17 protein-coding genes are annotated in these 16145 nt (G+C 65.3%); 4 read left to right on the top strand and 13 right to left on the bottom strand.

What is annotated here, in order from left to right; all coding sequences use genetic code 11:
- Position 1: 1 nt before the first annotated feature.
- A complete protein-coding gene (locus tag VC212_RS02460) occupies positions 2-676 on the top strand; it encodes a DNA-3-methyladenine glycosylase (protein WP_323514254.1) in 675 nt (224 codons plus the stop codon).
- 33 nt (positions 677-709) lie between these two features.
- Here the strand turns inward: VC212_RS02460 and VC212_RS02455 are convergent, their stop codons facing one another.
- From VC212_RS02455 to VC212_RS02435, 5 genes are all read right to left on the bottom strand, one after another.
- Positions 710-1507, bottom strand: a complete 798-nt coding sequence (locus VC212_RS02455; RefSeq protein WP_323514253.1) for a M15 family metallopeptidase — start codon at positions 1505-1507, stop codon at positions 710-712.
- 15 nt (positions 1508-1522) lie between these two features.
- Complete coding sequence (locus VC212_RS02450) at positions 1523-2134, bottom strand: PH domain-containing protein (RefSeq protein WP_323514252.1); 612 nt, start codon at positions 2132-2134, stop codon at positions 1523-1525.
- A 172-nt stretch (positions 2135-2306) separates the two neighbouring features.
- Positions 2307-2486: a hypothetical protein gene (locus tag VC212_RS02445; RefSeq protein WP_055845582.1), complete on the bottom strand. Its 180-nt coding sequence runs from the start codon at positions 2484-2486 to the stop codon at positions 2307-2309.
- Complete coding sequence (locus tag VC212_RS02440) at positions 2483-2767, bottom strand: hypothetical protein (RefSeq protein ID WP_323514251.1); 285 nt, start codon at positions 2765-2767, stop codon at positions 2483-2485. The genes VC212_RS02445 and VC212_RS02440 overlap by 4 nt, the downstream gene beginning before the upstream one ends.
- 9 nt (positions 2768-2776) lie before the next feature.
- A complete protein-coding gene (locus tag VC212_RS02435; RefSeq protein ID WP_115527315.1) occupies positions 2777-3646 on the bottom strand; it encodes an SPFH domain-containing protein in 870 nt (289 codons plus the stop codon).
- Between the two features lie 127 nt (positions 3647-3773).
- Between VC212_RS02435 and purT the strand changes: the two genes are divergently transcribed.
- Entirely contained in the window at positions 3774-4976 is a 1203-nt protein-coding gene (purT, locus tag VC212_RS02430) for a formate-dependent phosphoribosylglycinamide formyltransferase (protein ID WP_055845573.1), read from the top strand.
- Between the two features lie 256 nt (positions 4977-5232).
- Here purT and VC212_RS02425 read toward each other — a convergent pair whose 3' ends face one another.
- Together VC212_RS02425 and VC212_RS02420 are read right to left on the bottom strand one after the other, a co-directional pair.
- On the bottom strand, positions 5233-6462 hold the full coding sequence (locus tag VC212_RS02425; RefSeq protein WP_323514250.1) for an endonuclease/exonuclease/phosphatase family protein: 1230 nt from the start codon (positions 6460-6462) through the stop codon (positions 5233-5235).
- 51 nt (positions 6463-6513) lie between these two features.
- Entirely contained in the window at positions 6514-7428 is a 915-nt protein-coding gene (locus VC212_RS02420; protein ID WP_323514283.1) for an arginyltransferase, read from the bottom strand.
- 39 nt (positions 7429-7467) lie between these two features.
- On the opposite strand from VC212_RS02420, the gene VC212_RS02415 reads away from it, so the two are divergent.
- On the top strand, positions 7468-8067 hold the full coding sequence (locus VC212_RS02415; protein WP_323514249.1) for an EF-hand domain-containing protein: 600 nt from the start codon (positions 7468-7470) through the stop codon (positions 8065-8067).
- Between the two features lie 194 nt (positions 8068-8261).
- Here the strand turns inward: VC212_RS02415 and VC212_RS02410 are convergent, their stop codons facing one another.
- The 4 genes from VC212_RS02410 to VC212_RS02395 form a co-directional block, all read right to left on the bottom strand.
- Positions 8262-9455 carry a sigma-70 family RNA polymerase sigma factor gene (locus VC212_RS02410; RefSeq protein ID WP_323514248.1) on the bottom strand — a complete coding sequence of 398 codons (1194 nt, stop codon included), beginning with the start codon at positions 9453-9455 and terminating at the stop codon, positions 8262-8264.
- A gap of 94 nt (positions 9456-9549) precedes the next feature.
- On the bottom strand, positions 9550-10053 hold the full coding sequence (locus tag VC212_RS02405) for a pathogenicity-like protein (protein ID WP_323514247.1): 504 nt from the start codon (positions 10051-10053) through the stop codon (positions 9550-9552).
- Between the two features lie 213 nt (positions 10054-10266).
- Positions 10267-11172, bottom strand: a complete 906-nt coding sequence (tesB, locus tag VC212_RS02400) for an acyl-CoA thioesterase II (protein ID WP_323514246.1) — start codon at positions 11170-11172, stop codon at positions 10267-10269.
- Positions 11173-11231: 59 nt separating this feature from the next.
- Positions 11232-12002: an enoyl-CoA hydratase/isomerase family protein gene (locus VC212_RS02395; protein ID WP_323514245.1), complete on the bottom strand. Its 771-nt coding sequence runs from the start codon at positions 12000-12002 to the stop codon at positions 11232-11234.
- A 23-nt stretch (positions 12003-12025) separates the two neighbouring features.
- Between VC212_RS02395 and VC212_RS02390 the strand changes: the two genes are divergently transcribed.
- Positions 12026-12490, top strand: a complete 465-nt coding sequence (locus tag VC212_RS02390) for a copper chaperone PCu(A)C (RefSeq protein ID WP_323514244.1) — start codon at positions 12026-12028, stop codon at positions 12488-12490.
- Between the two features lie 235 nt (positions 12491-12725).
- On the opposite strand, the gene VC212_RS02385 is transcribed toward VC212_RS02390, so the two are convergent.
- Together VC212_RS02385 and uvrA are read right to left on the bottom strand one after the other, a co-directional pair.
- Positions 12726-13130, bottom strand: coding sequence for a thioesterase family protein (locus VC212_RS02385; RefSeq protein WP_055845555.1), 405 nt, complete (start codon positions 13128-13130; stop codon positions 12726-12728).
- On the bottom strand, positions 13130-16096 hold the full coding sequence (gene uvrA, locus VC212_RS02380) for an excinuclease ABC subunit UvrA (protein ID WP_055845551.1): 2967 nt from the start codon (positions 16094-16096) through the stop codon (positions 13130-13132). The genes VC212_RS02385 and uvrA overlap by 1 nt, the downstream gene beginning before the upstream one ends.
- Positions 16097-16145: the final 49 nt, after the last annotated feature.

The raw sequence follows: 16145 nt of genomic DNA, 5'->3' as shown, positions 1-16145 counted from the left end.
GATGCCACGGCATGCCCGCGGATTTGATGTCGAGGCAGCGTTCGCGCAGTTGAGCCGGCGCGACCGCGCGCTGGGTGCGTGGATGAAGCGCATCGGCCCCATCGCCCCGCAGCCGGGCTGGCGCAAACCGTTCGACCCGGTGGACGCGCTGGCGCGTGCCATCCTGTTTCAGCAACTCAGCGGCAAGGCCGCATCCACGATCGTGGCGCGGGTGGAGGTGGCGATCGGATCGAGCCGGCTGCATGCCGACACCCTGGGACGCGTGGACGATGCCGCCCTGCGCGCCTGCGGCGTGTCCGGTAATAAGGCGCTGGCACTGCGCGACCTTGCCCGGCGCGAAGCGCTGGGTGAAATCCCCTCGCTGCGCAAACTCGCCTTCATGGAAGACGACGCCATCGTCGACGCCTTGGTGCCGGTACGCGGCATCGGCCGCTGGACGGTGGAGATGATGCTGATGTTCCGCCTGGGCCGCCCGGACCTGCTGCCCATCGACGACCTGGGCGTGCGCAAGGGCGCCCAGCGCGTGGACAAACAAAAGCAGATGCCCACGCCGAAGGAACTTGCCGAGCGCGGGCAACGCTGGGGCCCATACCGCACTTACGCCGCGTTCTATCTATGGAAGATCGCCGACTTCAGCGTCGCGGCGAAAGTGCCGACCCCGCGCTCGCAGGAATAGACGCGCTCGGTGCGCGCCGGATTGCGGCATGCATCAGGCCGCATGCCAACGCCAATGCCAGGGTTCGTAGACGATGCCGTGCGGGTTGTCGCGCGGATAACTCAGGCGGTAGCCGAAGTGCGGCGCGTGACTGCGCAGCCACGCAAACGCGGTGGTGGCCTCGAACGATTCTTCTGCCGGTGGTTCGCCCGGAGTGCCGATATCGAGCGCATCGCCGCTGTGATGTTCGCTGAAGCCCGGTGCGGCATTGACCGCCAGAATCTGCTCCAGCGTCAGCCCGCGTGCGAACTTGCGTTCGAAGATGCCCAGTTGGTAATCGTGGCTGCGGTAGCCGGAGATCGCATCGAGCACGATGTCCGCACGCAGCGCAGCCGCACGCATTTGCTGCCACGCACGCACGGCACCTGCGCTGAGCCAGAGCGGCCGGCCGAAGCGATCGCGCCCGGCGAACTGCAACGTTGCCGGTTCGGCGATCAGGCGCAGGCCGGTCTGTTCTACATAGTCATCTGCAACAAGCCCGAGCTGGGTCAGGCGATGCTGCAAGCCGTCGACCGCCAGGATGCCCGCGTGGCCTTGGCTGGAACGCGCAGTGGCGCCCTGCAGCCGGTCCAGTGCCTCGTCCAGACCAGCTTCGTGCGCCAGTCGCGGCACCAGCGGCATCAGCCCGTGCGGCAGCTGCGCGGCCAGATAGCGCCCATCGCGTTTGCGCCGCAGTAGCCAGTCGGCCTGCGCCAGGACGCGCGCATCGGCATTGCTGCGCGCGCGCAAGAGGGCAGCTGGCACCAGTTCGATGGCGGTGGTGTTGAGCAGCAGGGACAGTCTTAGGCGCATCGCGACAGGGTAGGGCTAAGCGCGTTGCGCGGCCAATTGCTGTAGATCTTGCAGCAGCTGGCGCGGCTGTTCGGGACTGAGCACAACTACGCTGCCGTCCTTGAGTGGGAGGGTCAGCACGCGGGCCGCTTGGGTGATCAGATAGAACCCCGGGCCTGCCTGTCTGCTGCGGTAGTACCCGGAATGGAAACCGGGATAGCCAAAGCCCAACGACTTTCGGCCTGGCTTGAAGGCAGGGTGCTCTGCCAGATCGACCACGCGCGCCATGTCCAGCCGCATCTGGTAGACAGGTACCTGCTTGGTGAACAGTGTCGAGCGCACGATCAAGCGGTCGTCCTGCAGCCGGAGACCGCGTCGCGCATGCGCGGCGGTGCAGCTCACTGCGATTGCCAGCAGCAGTGCCAGGTGGGCGTACAGGGCGGCAGGATGCCCATGACGGACATTGTCCGCATGTACCACGACGATCACGCACGCGACAGCCAGCAACGGAAGCCATAGCCACAGCGCAAGCCTCCAGGGCGTGACCGGAGCGACGGCATACTCGCGCCGGTGCGGTGGCTGGCGGTGACCGGTGTGTGCCGTGTGCTGTGAAACGTTGCCGTGGCGTTGGCCGGATCGCGTCGTCATCGGGCTTCCTTGATCGGCACCTGCGGCGTGACGCTTGGCGATACGTATGGGCGCCTGACAGCGAGCATGCCGGGGTTGTTCGGTATGGCCGCCGCGACCTGGATGTCATCGCCGTTGACGGCGTGGAGACATGACAGCGATGCGGCGACGCTTCGCACGTTGCAGCGCCTACTCATGTCTGCGGCTCCTTGTCGCCCTGCGGCTTCGGCAAGCGCCCTGCCTTGCGTAGCGCATCGCGCAGCACGTATTCGATCTGCGCGTTGAGGCTGCGTAGTTCGTCGTCGGACCAGCGCTGCACGGCAGCCAGTACATCGGCATTGATGCGCAGCGGATAGGCCTTCTTTTCGCTCACTCGCGCTCACCGCGGCCGCTGTGGCGGCGCAGGTGCATGACCATCGAGACGATCAATACGTTGACGCCGATGATCATGCCGATCACCACCGCATAGATACCAGCGCGGTTGTCGCCGGCCCAGTACAGGCAGGCAGCGCCGATCAGGATCACCATGCTGATCAGCGCCCAGCGCAGGCCCAGACCGCGTGCGCGGTCGTCGTCGTCCGCACCGATGGAGGCGGCGATCGCCAGCGCGGGCAAACCGGACAGAGCGACCACCAGCGGCACCATGACATTCATTATTTCACCTCAATAGAGCGAGCCGGCGTTGACCACCGGTTGGGTGCCGCGATCAGAACACAACACGGTGAGCAGGTTGCTGACCATATGCGCCTTGCGCTCTTCGTCCAGCTGCACCACGCCGTTTTTCTGCAACTCGGCCAGTGCCATCTCCACCATGCCCACGGCGCCCGCCACGATACGCGTGCGTGCGGCGATCACTGCATTGGCCTGCTGGCGCTGCAGCATGGCTTGCGCGATTTCCGGTGCATAGGCGAGATGGCTGATGCGCGCTTCGATCACATCCACGCCGGCCTGGGTCAGGCGCTCGTCGAGATGGCGCTTGAGCTGTTCGCTGATTTCGGCCGGATGGCTACGCAACGAAATCTGCCCATCTTCGTGCTGATCGTAGGGGTAGCTGGTGGCCATGGCGCGCAGCGCCGCTTCGGACTGGATATGCACGAAGCTTTCGTAGTCGTCGACGTTGTACACCGCCTCCGACGCGTCCATGACCTGCCACACGATCACGGCAGCAATTTCGATCGGGCTGCCATCCAGTTCGTTGACCTTGAGCCGGCCGCTTTCGAAATTGCGCACACGCTGGCTGACCCGGCGCTTGGCGTAAAAGGGGCTGTTCCAACGCAGGCCAGGGTCCTTGACCGTGCCTACGTACTTGCCGAACAGGCTGAGCACGGCGGCCTGATTGGGTTCCAGGGTGTACAGCCCGGCCAGAAAAAAGATGCCGACGGCAACCACCACGATGGTGGCGATCAACGCGAGCGGAATCGCCTCGGCCGAGGCCGCCACGGTAAGCAGCATCCAGGCGCTGGCTGCGAACGCCGCACCGACGGCGATGATGACGGGGATGCCAGGCAGTGAGTTGATCGGCTTCTCTTTCATGAGCGGATGTCCTTGAGTTTGGAATGAAGATATCAAATTGATATCAAGTGATGCAAGGTTTGCGGGCAGCGTTCGAGCGGAAGGCCCAGTTAGAATGGCCGCCCCCTTCCGATCTGGACCCGCGCTCATGACTACTCTCGGCACGCCGTTATCGCCTTCCGCCACCCGGGTGCTGCTGCTGGGGTCGGGCGAACTGGGCAAGGAAGTAGCGATCGAACTGCAGCGCTTCGGGGTGGAAGTGATCGCGGCCGATCGCTATGCCAATGCACCGGCGATGCAGGTGGCGCACCGCTCGCACGTGCTGGACATGCTCGATCCTGCCGCGCTGCGCGCGCTGATCGCCGCCGAGCAACCGCACCTGATCGTGCCGGAGATCGAAGCCATCCATACCGAAACCCTGGTGGCGCTGGAGCGCGATCAGGGCCAGCGCGTGATTCCCACCGCGCGCGCCGCACGCCTCACCATGGACCGCGAAGGCATCCGCCGCCTGGCTGCCGAAACCCTGGGCCTGCCGACCTCGCCGTATCGCTTTGTCGACACCGCCGCCGAGTACCGCGATGCGATCGCCGCGGTGGGCCTGCCGTGCGTGGTCAAGCCGGTGATGTCGTCCTCGGGCAAAGGCCAGAGCACCTTGCGCAGCGAGGCCGACATCGATGCGGCATGGGACTACGCGCAGACCGGTGGACGTGCCGGCGCCGGGCGCTGCATCGTCGAAGGCTTCATCGATTTCGATTACGAGATCACCTTGTTGACCGTGCGGCACGCGGGCGGCACCTCGTACTGCGACCCGATCGGCCACTGGCAGCAGGATGGCGACTACCGCGAAAGCTGGCAGCCGCAACCGATGTCGGCTGCCGCATTGCAGCGCTCGCAGGAGATTGCGAAAGCCATCACCGACGATCTGGGCGGCTGGGGCTTGTTCGGCGTGGAGTTGTTCGTCAAGGGTGACGACGTGTGGTTCAGCGAAGTCTCGCCGCGCCCGCACGACACCGGGCTGGTAACGTTGGTGTCGCAGGAGTTGAGCGAATTCGCGCTGCACGCCCGCGCAATCCTCGGCCTGCCGGTCGGTGCTGAAAACGGCGGCGTCATCCGTCAGAGCGGCCCGTCGGCGTCCTGTGCGCTGCTTGCGCACGGCAATGGCGTGCCGGTGTTCGACAACGTTGCCGATGCATTGCGCGATCCGGACACCGCGCTGCGCTTGTTCGGCAAACCGCGCGTCGACGGCCACCGCCGTGTCGGCGTCACGTTGGCGCGTGCTGACAGCATCGATGCAGCACGCGAGAAAGCGCGCGTAGCGGCTGCGGCGTTGACGATTCAGTTGAAAGACTGAGCAGCGCCTTGCTTGAAAGAGTGCAGTTTGGTGCTGCACTTCTTTCGGAACGCCAGCTGCAAGCATGTGTCGACGCGCTTGCCATCAACAGCGATGGCAAGCTGTGTGAGCAGTCACTCGCCGAAGTGCAGCTGTCGTCAGCTCTCTACAAGGCCAGCGCAAGCGATGCCTGCGTCCATGGACCTGTCATCGCAGGCTTGGAAAGTACGGCAGATTCCAGAACGCGACGTTACCAATCCCAACTCCCTCATCCCGGCTACAAACCAACATCCACCCACACCGCATGATGGTCGCTGCCATCGGCAATTGCCGCTTCCGGGGCGGTGCTGGCCGGCCAGAAGATGCCGCTGCCGATCAGGGTGAACTGGTGCGATGGCAGCACGTAGTCCAGACGCATGGTGCCGGCTTGCGGGCCGAAGTCGCCGGTGACCTGGTGCGGGTCGCCGGTGTGCACGATGCCTTGCGCGGCGTATTCGGCGGTCTTTTCCGGGCCGCCGTCGCTGCGCGGGGTGGGGTATTGCAGCACGCTCGGATGATTGATCAGTGCGCGGATTGCGTCGTGGCGGCCGGCGCCATCGATCGGATCGTTGTTCAGATCGCCCAGGATCACAAAGTGCGCATCGGCCGCCAGGCCGCCGCAAATCCCCTTGTCATCGCACAGCCAGCGCTTGCTGTCGGCGGCGTTGTCCAGGTACGCACGCCACAGCGCGAGCTCGTCGTGGTTGCGTGCAGCGTTGCGCTTTTCCGCGCCATCGAACACCGGTGGCGTCGGATGCGAGACCAGCGCATGCACGACGCCGAGCGGCGTGCGCACCGGTACGTCCCAATGCGATTTTGACGACAGGCGCAGTTGCGACCAGATCGCGTCGCTATAGAACGACCGCCCGGTGCCCGGATCCAGCGGCCGCAATGCGCCGGGCAGTGCGCTCCATTTCAGCAATTGAAAACTGCGCACAGACTGCGCATCGATCGGATACCGCGACAGCACCAGCATCCCGTACTGACCAGGATGCAGCCCATAGCCCCAGGCATCGTTACCACGCGAGCGGCCATCGCCACCGACGGTGCCGTTGCTGTCCAGATCCAGGCCGCTCGGCACGCCGGTATTGACCGGTGCCAGATACCGATACGGATAACGCAACGGCTCGCCGCCGCCTGGCTGGGCGACCTGCAGGTAGCGCTGCTGGAACAGATCGGCAGCGCGGTGGTCCGGGTCGAAATCGAATTCGTTGAGCAACACTAGATCCGGACGCACGCGCTGCAGCACCGCGGCGATCTTGCGTGCATGCGCGCTGTCGCCCTGCAGTTCGCGCACCAGGCCGCCGGCCTCGTCGGAGTACAGCGAGGTGTTGTAGGTGGCGATGCGCAGCTGTGTCGGCACAGGGTCGCCGGTGGCGCTATCGGAGGTAGCGGCCGATGCCGGCGTGCGATGGGTACAGGCAGCGCAGAGCGCGGTCAGCACAAGCAACAAAAGAGGTCTGATCATCGCGCGATTCTCGCATGCTGGATGCGACAGGCCGATGTCGCGCGCTGCGATTCACGGCGCCGATGCGGTCGCGGATAATCCGCGCCACTGGCGGCCGTCGTAGGCTTCCAGTGCGCTGAAACGACGCTTGTAATTCATCTTTGCATGGCCGTCGATCCAGTAGCCCAGATACACATGCGCGCGTCGCTCGCGCTGAGCCCATTGAATCTGCTGCAGGATCGCGAAAGTGCCCAGGCCGCGCGCGGCCGCCTCCGGCGCGTAGAACGTGTAGACCGCAGACAACGCATGCTCGGTGACGTCGGTGACCGCAACGGCGAGCAGCCGCCCCGGTGCGTGCGCCACCGCCGGTTCGCGAATCTCCAGAAACCGCCCATGCGACCAGCCGCCGATCAGGAACTGATCGAATTCGGTGCCGCCATGCTCGTCCATGCCGCCACCGGGGTGTCGGGATTTGAGGTACTGGCGATACAGGGCGAGTTGCTCGTCGGTGCGTTCGGCTGCGACCACGCGTACGACCAGATCCTGATTGCGCGCAAGGCAACGGCGTTGACTGCGATCGGGTCGAAACGCATCCACTGCAATGCGCACCGGCACGCACGCGCGGCAGCGTTCGCAATGCGGCCGGTAGACCAGATCGCCGGAGCGACGAAACCCCCACGCCAATGCCTGCGGATAGATCGTGCCCAGGCGCGCGTCGTGCGGATCCAGCACCAGATCGCGCGCACGACGCTCGGGCCAGTAGCCGCAGGCATGCTCGCCGGTCTGGAACAGGCGCAGGTCGTCGTGGGTGTCGGCGTGGATGGCCATGCGCGCAGGATAGCGCCTGTGCGTCGCAACAGCGGCGACTGTCCGCCGGATGAATACGCCAGGTGTGCGCGTCAACGTGTGCGCCGATGGCTCGTTGATGTGGGTGTTGGTGGCAGCGCACGGCCTCTCCGGATGCGCCACCCACGCGATGCGGCCCATGCAGGTGCCGCGTGTGGTTCCCACAATCAGGAGTTTCTCATGACGTCTCGCAAACCTTTCCTCGCCCTGGCCGTGCTGGCTGCGCTGTCCACCGGCGTCGTGTTCGCCGCCACTCCGCCTGCTGCCGGCGATGCGCCGCGTCCTGGCAAGCTCGACAGCAATAACGATGGCGTCATCGATCGTAGCGAAGCCGCCGCCGACCCCAAGCTGGCCGCGCAGTTCGACATGCTGGACACCAACAAGGATGGCAAGCTTTCACGCGATGAGCGCCCGCGTCATCGCGGTCCGGGTCGCGAGGGAAGTGGCGAGTGGATGGCTAAATTCGACACCAACAAGGACGGCCGCATCAGTCGCGAGGAAGCCAAGGCCGACCCGAAGTTTGCCGCGCGCTTCGATCAGATGGACGTCAACAAGGACGGCTTTGTCGATCGCGCCGACCGTGAGCTACGCATGCAGCAGCATCGCGATGCGTGGTTTGCCAAGGCCGACACCGACAAGGACGGCAAGCTGAGCAAGGCCGAGTTCGACGCCGCATCCAAGATGCGCGGCGAGCATGGTCCGCGTGGCCCGGGTGAGCACGGCGACCGTGGCGATCACGGCAAGCGTCCGATGCCGGCCAAGCCTGCCGCGGGCAACTGAGTTCCTGTAGTGGCTGGAGCGTTACCCGGTCGCCGTGCTGCGAACGGGGCAGCGCTGTCGTCATATGCAGCAGGTAAACAGCAACACGCAACAAGGCGCCGATCGACCAACGGCCTCCCGCGCAAGCAGGAGGCCGTTTTTTGTTGATCGGAGTGTTCGCGATTGGTGCTTGCGCCGGTGACGTTACGCCAGAATCAGAGCATGCCCAGCTTCATGTAGTGCTGCACGATGGGCAGCATGAGGGCCGCGGTGCTCACCAGCGTCGCGCCTGGACTGAACATGCAGCGATACAGCAGCGGTGCCCGTGTGGCGCGGCGTCGTTTCGCATCGCGTTCCAGCATGGGGCGCATGACGCGTGGCAGCACCCGGAGGGATTGATAGTTGAGCACCGCCATGCCCGCGAAGAGCATCAGCAGCGATGCCCAGGCGCCCGCATCCAGATGTTTCAACAGCAGCGTGCCGCCCACCATCAGCACCGAGGTCAGCGTGGCGATGCGCATGAAACGACGAATCGCGGCTGCCTCGGCGGCGATCTGCGCAAAGCGCAGCAGATACCAGCACGACCAGTACGTGCCGAATCCAGCAACCAGCACGGCGCCAGCAGCGAACAGCGCCGGCATGCCGAGCCAGACGCTCAGTGCGCCCGCCGCGCTGCCACCGCTGACGGCAGAGCCGGTCAATCCGCCCATGCCCAGTTTGCTCGCGCCACCGATGCCGCCCAATGCGATGGCCGCGCTCGCGGTTCCCGGCGCTGCCAGCATCGTTGCCGAGGTGACGGCGGTGGCGAAGGCAACGCTGGGCGCGCTGCCACGGGCGAACTCGCCGAACCGGCGCAGCAGCTCGCCGCGCACGCTGGCACGTGCGCGCGACAGGCGCTTACGCACGGCCGCATCGCTCAGACCGAGCAGCGAGGCCACCTGCTGCGAGCTCTGGCCTTCGCGGTAGTACAGCAGTAGCGTCTCGCGGCTTTCTTCGGGCAATGCAGAAATGATGTCGAGTGCGGCGATCTCTTCTTCCACCTGCAGCAGGCGGTCTGCGGGCGAGGGGGCCGGGTCGGCCGCCATCGCGATGGCGAGGTCGGCCGCTTCGCCGTTGAGCGCGCGGTGCCGGTTGGCGCGCAGCCAGTCGCGCGCCAGGTTGCGGGTAATCTGCCGCAGCCACGGCAGGAAGCTGGCCGGCTGATGCAGTTGCGCCAGCCGCTGCCAGGCGCGCAGAAAGGCTTCCTGGGCGATGTCCTCGCTGGCGGCGATATCGCGGGTGATCGCCAGCGCGATGGCGGTTACCGTGTTCTGGCAGGCGCGCACGATGCGGCCGTATGCCTGCTGGCAGCCGGCCGCGGCATGCGGCAGTTCGCGTTGCAACATCAGGTCCAGCGTGTCGGTGTGCATCGGCGCAATCCCTGTCCTGGTCCCAGCATGACGCATGGGAGCGGCGGATGTGACTGCTGCGATGCCGGTTGATGCAGGTGCTGACGTCAGCTGCTCAGCGTACCGGCTGGATCCGCACGCGCACTTCTTCATCCTCTGCCGCAGGCGGTGTCGCGGTGGCCGGCGCCGCTTGCTGCGATGCCGGCTGAGCCACTGGCGCCGGCGCATTGCGATGGCGCATCACCACAAACATGGCCACCGCGCCGATCACCAGCAACAGCACCAGACGGATGCGCCAGGCCCAGCTGCGCGCGGTGGTGCTGGAGCCGTTTTCGCCCTCGCGGAAGGTGTATTCCACATTCGGCAGATCGCGGCGGGTGGTGTCGAGCAGGCGTGCATCGCGCAGCAGGTCGCGCGCGCGCGGCTGGTCGTCGGCGTGCACGATCCACACGGTGGGATACGCCTGCGCGTTGCCTTGCTCGAGATAGCTGAACTGCCCGGTGCGCTTGCTCTCATACGAGCGGCCATTGCTCATGCGCACATCGATGCCGGCGTTGCGCAATAAATTGGCCACGCCCTCGGCGGTTTCGATACGTTGACTGCTGAAGATCTTGCGCATGCTGATGGAAACCGCCGTTGGGTCCCGAACAAATGGCGCCAGTGCTGCGCCGGTTCAAGATGAAAAGAAAGATGTGGGTGATGGCTGCAACTAAGTAGCCGCACGCGCGCCGGCGAGCTGGCCGGCGCGTCGCTTGCGTGCTGCGCAACGAACCGGCCGCATGCCCGCCACCTGCGCCATCGATTGGTGAGTCCGCGACACGACGGCCTACGCCTAGCCCTTGGCCGGCACGGCAATCGCGCTGCCTTCGGACACCACACGGATCAGTCCTTCCTGCGTGGTGCTGGCGACCAGCACGCCATCGCGGGTGAAGAACTGCCCACGTGCCAGGCCGCGTGAGCCTTGCGCGGTGGGGCTATCCAGCGAGTACAGCAACCAGTCGTCGGTGCGGAAGGGGCGGTGGAACCACAGCGCATGGTCGAGCGAGGCCATCTGCACATTCGGCGTGTAATAACTGATGCCGTGCGGAAACGTGGAGGTGCCCAGCAACTGAAAATCAGAAGCGTAGGCCAGCAGCACCTGGTGCAGGCCGACATCGTCGCCGATCGGGTCGTTCAGACGCAGCCACATCTGCTGGAACGGTGGGCGCTTGGGTGGCTTGAGTTCGTCGCGCGGAAATACGTGGCGAAACTCGAATGGGCCACCGCGCGAGAGCCAGCGCTGCACCTTGGCCGGCAGGTTCGCCAGCACCTCCGGCGCAAGCGGTGCGGCCGGTTCGATGTCTTCCGGCGGCGGCACCACTGGCATCACCGATTGATGCTCGGCACCGTCTTCGTGTTCCTGGAACGAGGCCGCGCAGAAAAAGATCACCTTGCCGTGCTGGATCGCAGTGACCCGGCGGACCGAGAAACTGCCGCCATCGCGGGTGCGGTCGACGTCGTAGACGATCGGGTGGTCGATATTGCCGGCACGCAGAAAATAGGCATGCAGCGAATGCGCCTGGCGGCCGTTTTCCACCGTGGCCTGCGCGGCCGACAGGGCCTGGCCCAGCACCTGTCCACCGAACACGTACTTGGTGCCGATGTCGCGGCTTTGGCCGCGAAACAAATTGTCTTCCAGGCGCTCCAGCGATAGCAGGCTGATCAGTTCGGAGACGACGGGTTCGGCGGTGGCGGACAAGGGGCTGGCCTGGGCGTGCGACGGACCACGATTATAGCGGGCCGCCTGCGTACCACCGTTCAGGCCTTTTGCAGGCGTTCGACCAAGCCATGCAACGCGGCCTGGGCATCGGGCGCGTACCAGCCGTCGACGAAGCGCTCCAGCTGGATCAGCTCCGGCGCCAGCGCCGCGCGCAGATCGGCTCTTGCCACCGCACGCGTGGCCAGCATCGGCTGACGCGGCAACTGTTGCAGCTCCTGCAGCCACGCCACCGCGCGCGCGGTGACCAGTTCGCCGTCCACCAGCTCGTCCACCAGGCCGATCTGGGCGGCCTGTTCGGCAGGCAGCAATTGCCCGGAAATCAACAAGCGTTCGGCACGATGCGCACCGACCACGCGGCGCAACAGCCGCTGGATCCCTTCCGGCGCCGCCAACCCCACTTGCACTTCGTTCAGGCCGATGGTGTACGGCCGGGCGGTATCGGCGCTGCGCGCCATCACCCGGTAGTCGCAGCACAGCGCCAACACGCAGCCACCGGCCGGCGCATGGCCGCCGATTGCCGCGACCACCGGCGCCGGGCAGTTGGCCAGTGCTTGTGCCGCATTGAAGAAGGCGGTCCAGCTGGCCAGCAGTGCAGCGCGGTCGGCGCCATGCGACAGCAGGTGAGGTACATCCATGCCACCGGAAAAAATGCGTGCGCTGCCCGACAGCACCACGCCGTCGACCGTGGCATCCAGCTGCTGCACGGCCGCGCTCAGTGCCTGGCAGAGCGCGGTATCCAGTGCATTGACCGGCGGGCGCGCCAGACGGATTTCACGAATTCGGCCGTGGTCTAAGATCTGGATGCTCATTCGGGGCTCCTGGAGGTCGGGTCATGATAGACGGCAGTGACAGCGGGCGGCGCGTGCGGCGCAGCGTCATTGGTGCATTGGCGCTACTGGTCAGTGCAGGCGCATCTGCGCAATGCATGCCGACCTTCAAGGACGGTTGGGTGCGGATTCCGCCGCCCGGTGCTATGGGCATGGCGGCAGGATTTGGCAGCTCTCACAACGACTGCCCGCATGCAGTGCGGATGACCGGGATCAAGAGCGCCGCCTTTGGCGAGGTGTCGCTGCACCAGACCCTGCAGACCGATGGGGTCAGCCGCATGCGTGCCGTGCCCGAGTTGTTGTTGTTGCCTGGTGCGGTGGTGACGCTGGCGCCAGGCGGGTTGCACCTGATGCTGACGCAGGCGCAGGCGCCGCTGAAGGAGGGCGCACAGGTGCCGGTGGTATTTCTCTTGCAGGATGGCCGGCAGGTACAGGCCACGCTACAGGCACGGACGCGCGCGCCGAAGTAGTAACCGTCTCGCCCCGAGTTGCGGATCGGGCGCTGCACAGCAACCTGCGCTGTGTGCTTGCAGTACGTAAGTGCAGCGCGAAGTAAAGCCAGGCGCCGACGAAATCGTACGCGCCCACGTCGCATCCAGAGCCCCAAGGCTTGCAGTCACTCGCAGCCGTGGACGCCACCAAAAAACGGCGGCTCCGCTAACGAAGCCGCCGTGCATCACTGACCTGCGTCTTCGCAAGTCTGCGTCAGCTGCTCGCTGCGCGCACCGGCTCCGGCAGCGCGGCGCTCTTGCCGGTCTGCGTATCGATCCACACCACCACCACGTTGCCGTCCGAATACAGCACGCCCTCGTCCTTCTGGTCGACGATGCGATGGCCGATGGTGATGCTGCTGCTGCCCAGACGCTCGACAAACAACTCCACCGTGATGTCGTTGGGCCACACCAGCGGGCGTTTGTAGTTGACGTTGGTGGCGGCAACGACCGGCGCGATGCGGTCGGTCATCGAGACGCCTTGTACGCCAAGCATCCAGCGCACGCGCGCTTCTTCCAGATACGAAATGTACTTGGCATTGTTGACGTGGCCCATGCTGTCCATGTCGCGCCAGCGCACGCTGATCGGGATGCGTGCCAGGATCTTGTGTTCGCTCATCAGCTTGCCTTCTTCTTTGCAGTTTTCTTGGTGGCGGACTTGGCGACCTTGGCCACCTTCTCCGGTTTGACCTTGCGCGGTGGGCGCGCATCCGGCTTGTTGGCCATTGCGGCCGGGCGGGTCTCGCGTGCCTTGACCGACGGCAGCATCTTGGCCAGAAACTGCCCGGTGTAGGACGCCTCGTGTGCGGCCACGTCTTCCGGTGTGCCGGACACCAGGATGGTGCCACCACGATGGCCGCCTTCCGGGCCCAGATCCACGATCCAGTCGGCGGTCTTGATCACGTCCAGATTGTGTTCGATCACCACCACCGTGTTGCCCTCGTCGCGCAGCTTGTGCAGCACGCCGAGCAGCGCTTCGATGTCGTGGAAGTGCAGGCCGGTGGTCGGTTCGTCGAGGATGTACAAGGTGCGCCCGGTATCCCGGCGCGACAGTTCCTTGGACAGCTTCACACGCTGCGCCTCACCGCCAGACAGCGTGGTCGCGCTCTGGCCCAGCTTGATGTAGCTCAGCCCCACATCGATCAGCGTTTCCAGCTTGCGCGCGATCGAGGGCACCGGCTCGAACAAGCGCAGCGCGTCTTCGACGGTCATCTGCAACACGTCGCTGATGTTGAAACCCTTGTAACGGATCTCCAGCGTCTCGCGGTTGTAGCGCTTGCCGTGGCAGACATCGCACGGCACGTACACGTCGGGCAGGAAGTGCATCTCCACCTTGATCATGCCGTCGCCCTGGCACGCCTCGCAGCGGCCGCCACGCACGTTGAAGCTGAAACGCCCCGGCGAATAGCCGCGCGCACGCGACTCGGGCACCTGTGCGAACAGCTCGCGCAGCGGGGTGAACATACCGGTATACGTCGCCGGATTGGAGCGCGGGGTGCGCCCGATCGGCGACTGGTCGATATCCACGACCTTGTCGAACAGGTCCAGATTTTCTACTTCGCGATGCGGTGCCACCGTATGCGAGGCGCCGTTGATCTCGTTGGCGGCCAGCGTGAACAAGGTATCGTTGATCAGTGTCGACTTGCCCGAACCGGACACGCCGGTGATGCAGGTCAACAGGCCGGCCGGAATCTCCAAATCGACATTCTTGAGGTTGTTGCCGGTCGCCCCGCGCAGATGCAGCATCATCTTCGGGTTGGGCTTGTGGCGCTGCTTGGGAATTTCGATGCGGCGCTTGCCGGACAGGTATTGGCCGGTCAGCGAGCGTGGCGAATCCAGAATGTCCTGCAGCGTGCCCTGTGCGCAGATTTCGCCACCGTGCACGCCGGCGCCGGGGCCGATGTCCAGCACGTGATCGGCCAGCCGGATCGCGTCCTCGTCATGCTCGACCACAATCACCGTATTGCCCAGGTCGCGCAGCCGCGTCAGCGTGCCGAGCAGGCGTTCGTTGTCGCGCTGATGCAGGCCGATCGACGGCTCATCGAGCACGTACATCACCCCGACCAGGCCGGCGCCGATCTGGCTGGCCAGACGAATGCGCTGCGCTTCGCCGCCAGACAAAGTGTCGGCCTTGCGCTCCAGGGTGAGGTAATCCAGGCCGACATCGACCAGGAAGCCCAGGCGCTCGGCGATCTCCTTGACGATCTTGCTGGCGATCTCGCCGCGCCAACCCGGCAGCGACAAGCCGCGGAAAAAGTTCAGCGCTTCGTTGACCGGCAGCACCACCAACTCCGGCAACGGGCGGTCGGCCACAAACACGTTGCGCGCAGCGCGATTCAGGCGTGTGCCGTTGCAGGCAGGGCAGGGCTGCTGGCTGACGTACTTGGTCAACTCTTCGCGCACGGCCGGCGATTCGGTTTCGCGGTAGCGCCGTTCCAGATTCGGCAGGATGCCTTCGAAGCGATGCTTGCGCGTGGTGCGCCCGCCCGCATCGGTGAAGTAGGTGAAGCTGATCACCTCATCGCCGCTGCCGAACAAGACCGCCTGGCGCACCTTGGCCGGCAGCGTGTTCCACACCGCATCCACGTCGAACTTGTAGTGCTTGGCCAGCGAGGCGATTAGTTGGAAGTAGTAGGCATTGCGCCGATCCCAGCCGCGTACCGCACCCGCAGACAACGACAGTTCCGGATGCACCACCACCCGGTCCGGGTCGAAGAATTCGGCCACGCCCAGACCATCGCAACTGGGGCAGGCGCCCACCGGTGCGTTGAACGAAAACAGTCGCGGTTCCAGCTCCGGCAGCGAGTAATCGCAGACCGGGCAGCTGTACTTGGACGAGAACAGATGCGGGGCTGCGGCCGGGTCGTCCAGCGACTGCACCGCCACCATGCCTTCGCCGAGCTTGAGCGCGGTTTCGAAACTTTCCGCCAGCCGCTGTTTGATGTCTTCGCGTGGACGGAAACGGTCGATCACCGCTTCGATGGTGTGCTTCTGGCGCAGCGCCAGTGCCGGCACCGCATCGATCTCGTACAACTCGCCATCCACGCGCACGCGCACGAAGCCCTGCGCACGCAGTTGTTCGAACACCTGGGCATGCTCGCCCTTGCGGTCGCGGATCACCGGCGCCAGCAGCATGTAGCGCTGTTCCTGATCCTGGGTGAGCATGTGGTCGACCATCTGGCTGACGGTCTGCGCTTCCAGCGGGAAGCCGTGATCCGGGCAACGCGGCTGGCCGACGCGTGCATACAGCAGGCGCAGGTAGTCGTAGATCTCGGTGATCGTGCCCACGGTGGAGCGCGGGTTATGCGAGGTGGACTTCTGTTCGATCGAAATCGCCGGGGACAGCCCTTCGATATGGTCCAGGTCCGGCTTTTCCATCACGCTGAGGAACTGGCGCGCATACGCCGACAGCGACTCGACGTAGCGGCGCTGGCCCTCCGCATAAATGGTGTCGAACGCCAACGACGACTTGCCCGAGCCGGACAGGCCGGTGATCACGATCAGTTTGTCGCGAGGCAGGTCGAGGTCGATGTTCTTGAGGTTGTGCGTCCGCGCGCCGCGGATGCGGATGAAATCCATCGCCATGGGGGATCCGATGTCGGGCCGGCGAACCGGCAGTGGTGCGAGCGTGCTC

Origin of the sequence: Xanthomonas sp. WHRI 8932A, from assembly GCF_035012785.1 — a bacterium.
GTDB lineage: Bacteria > Pseudomonadota > Gammaproteobacteria > Xanthomonadales > Xanthomonadaceae > Xanthomonas.
Note: the sequence above shows the minus strand (reverse complement) of the source record. Positions and strands in the feature narration are given on the sequence as shown.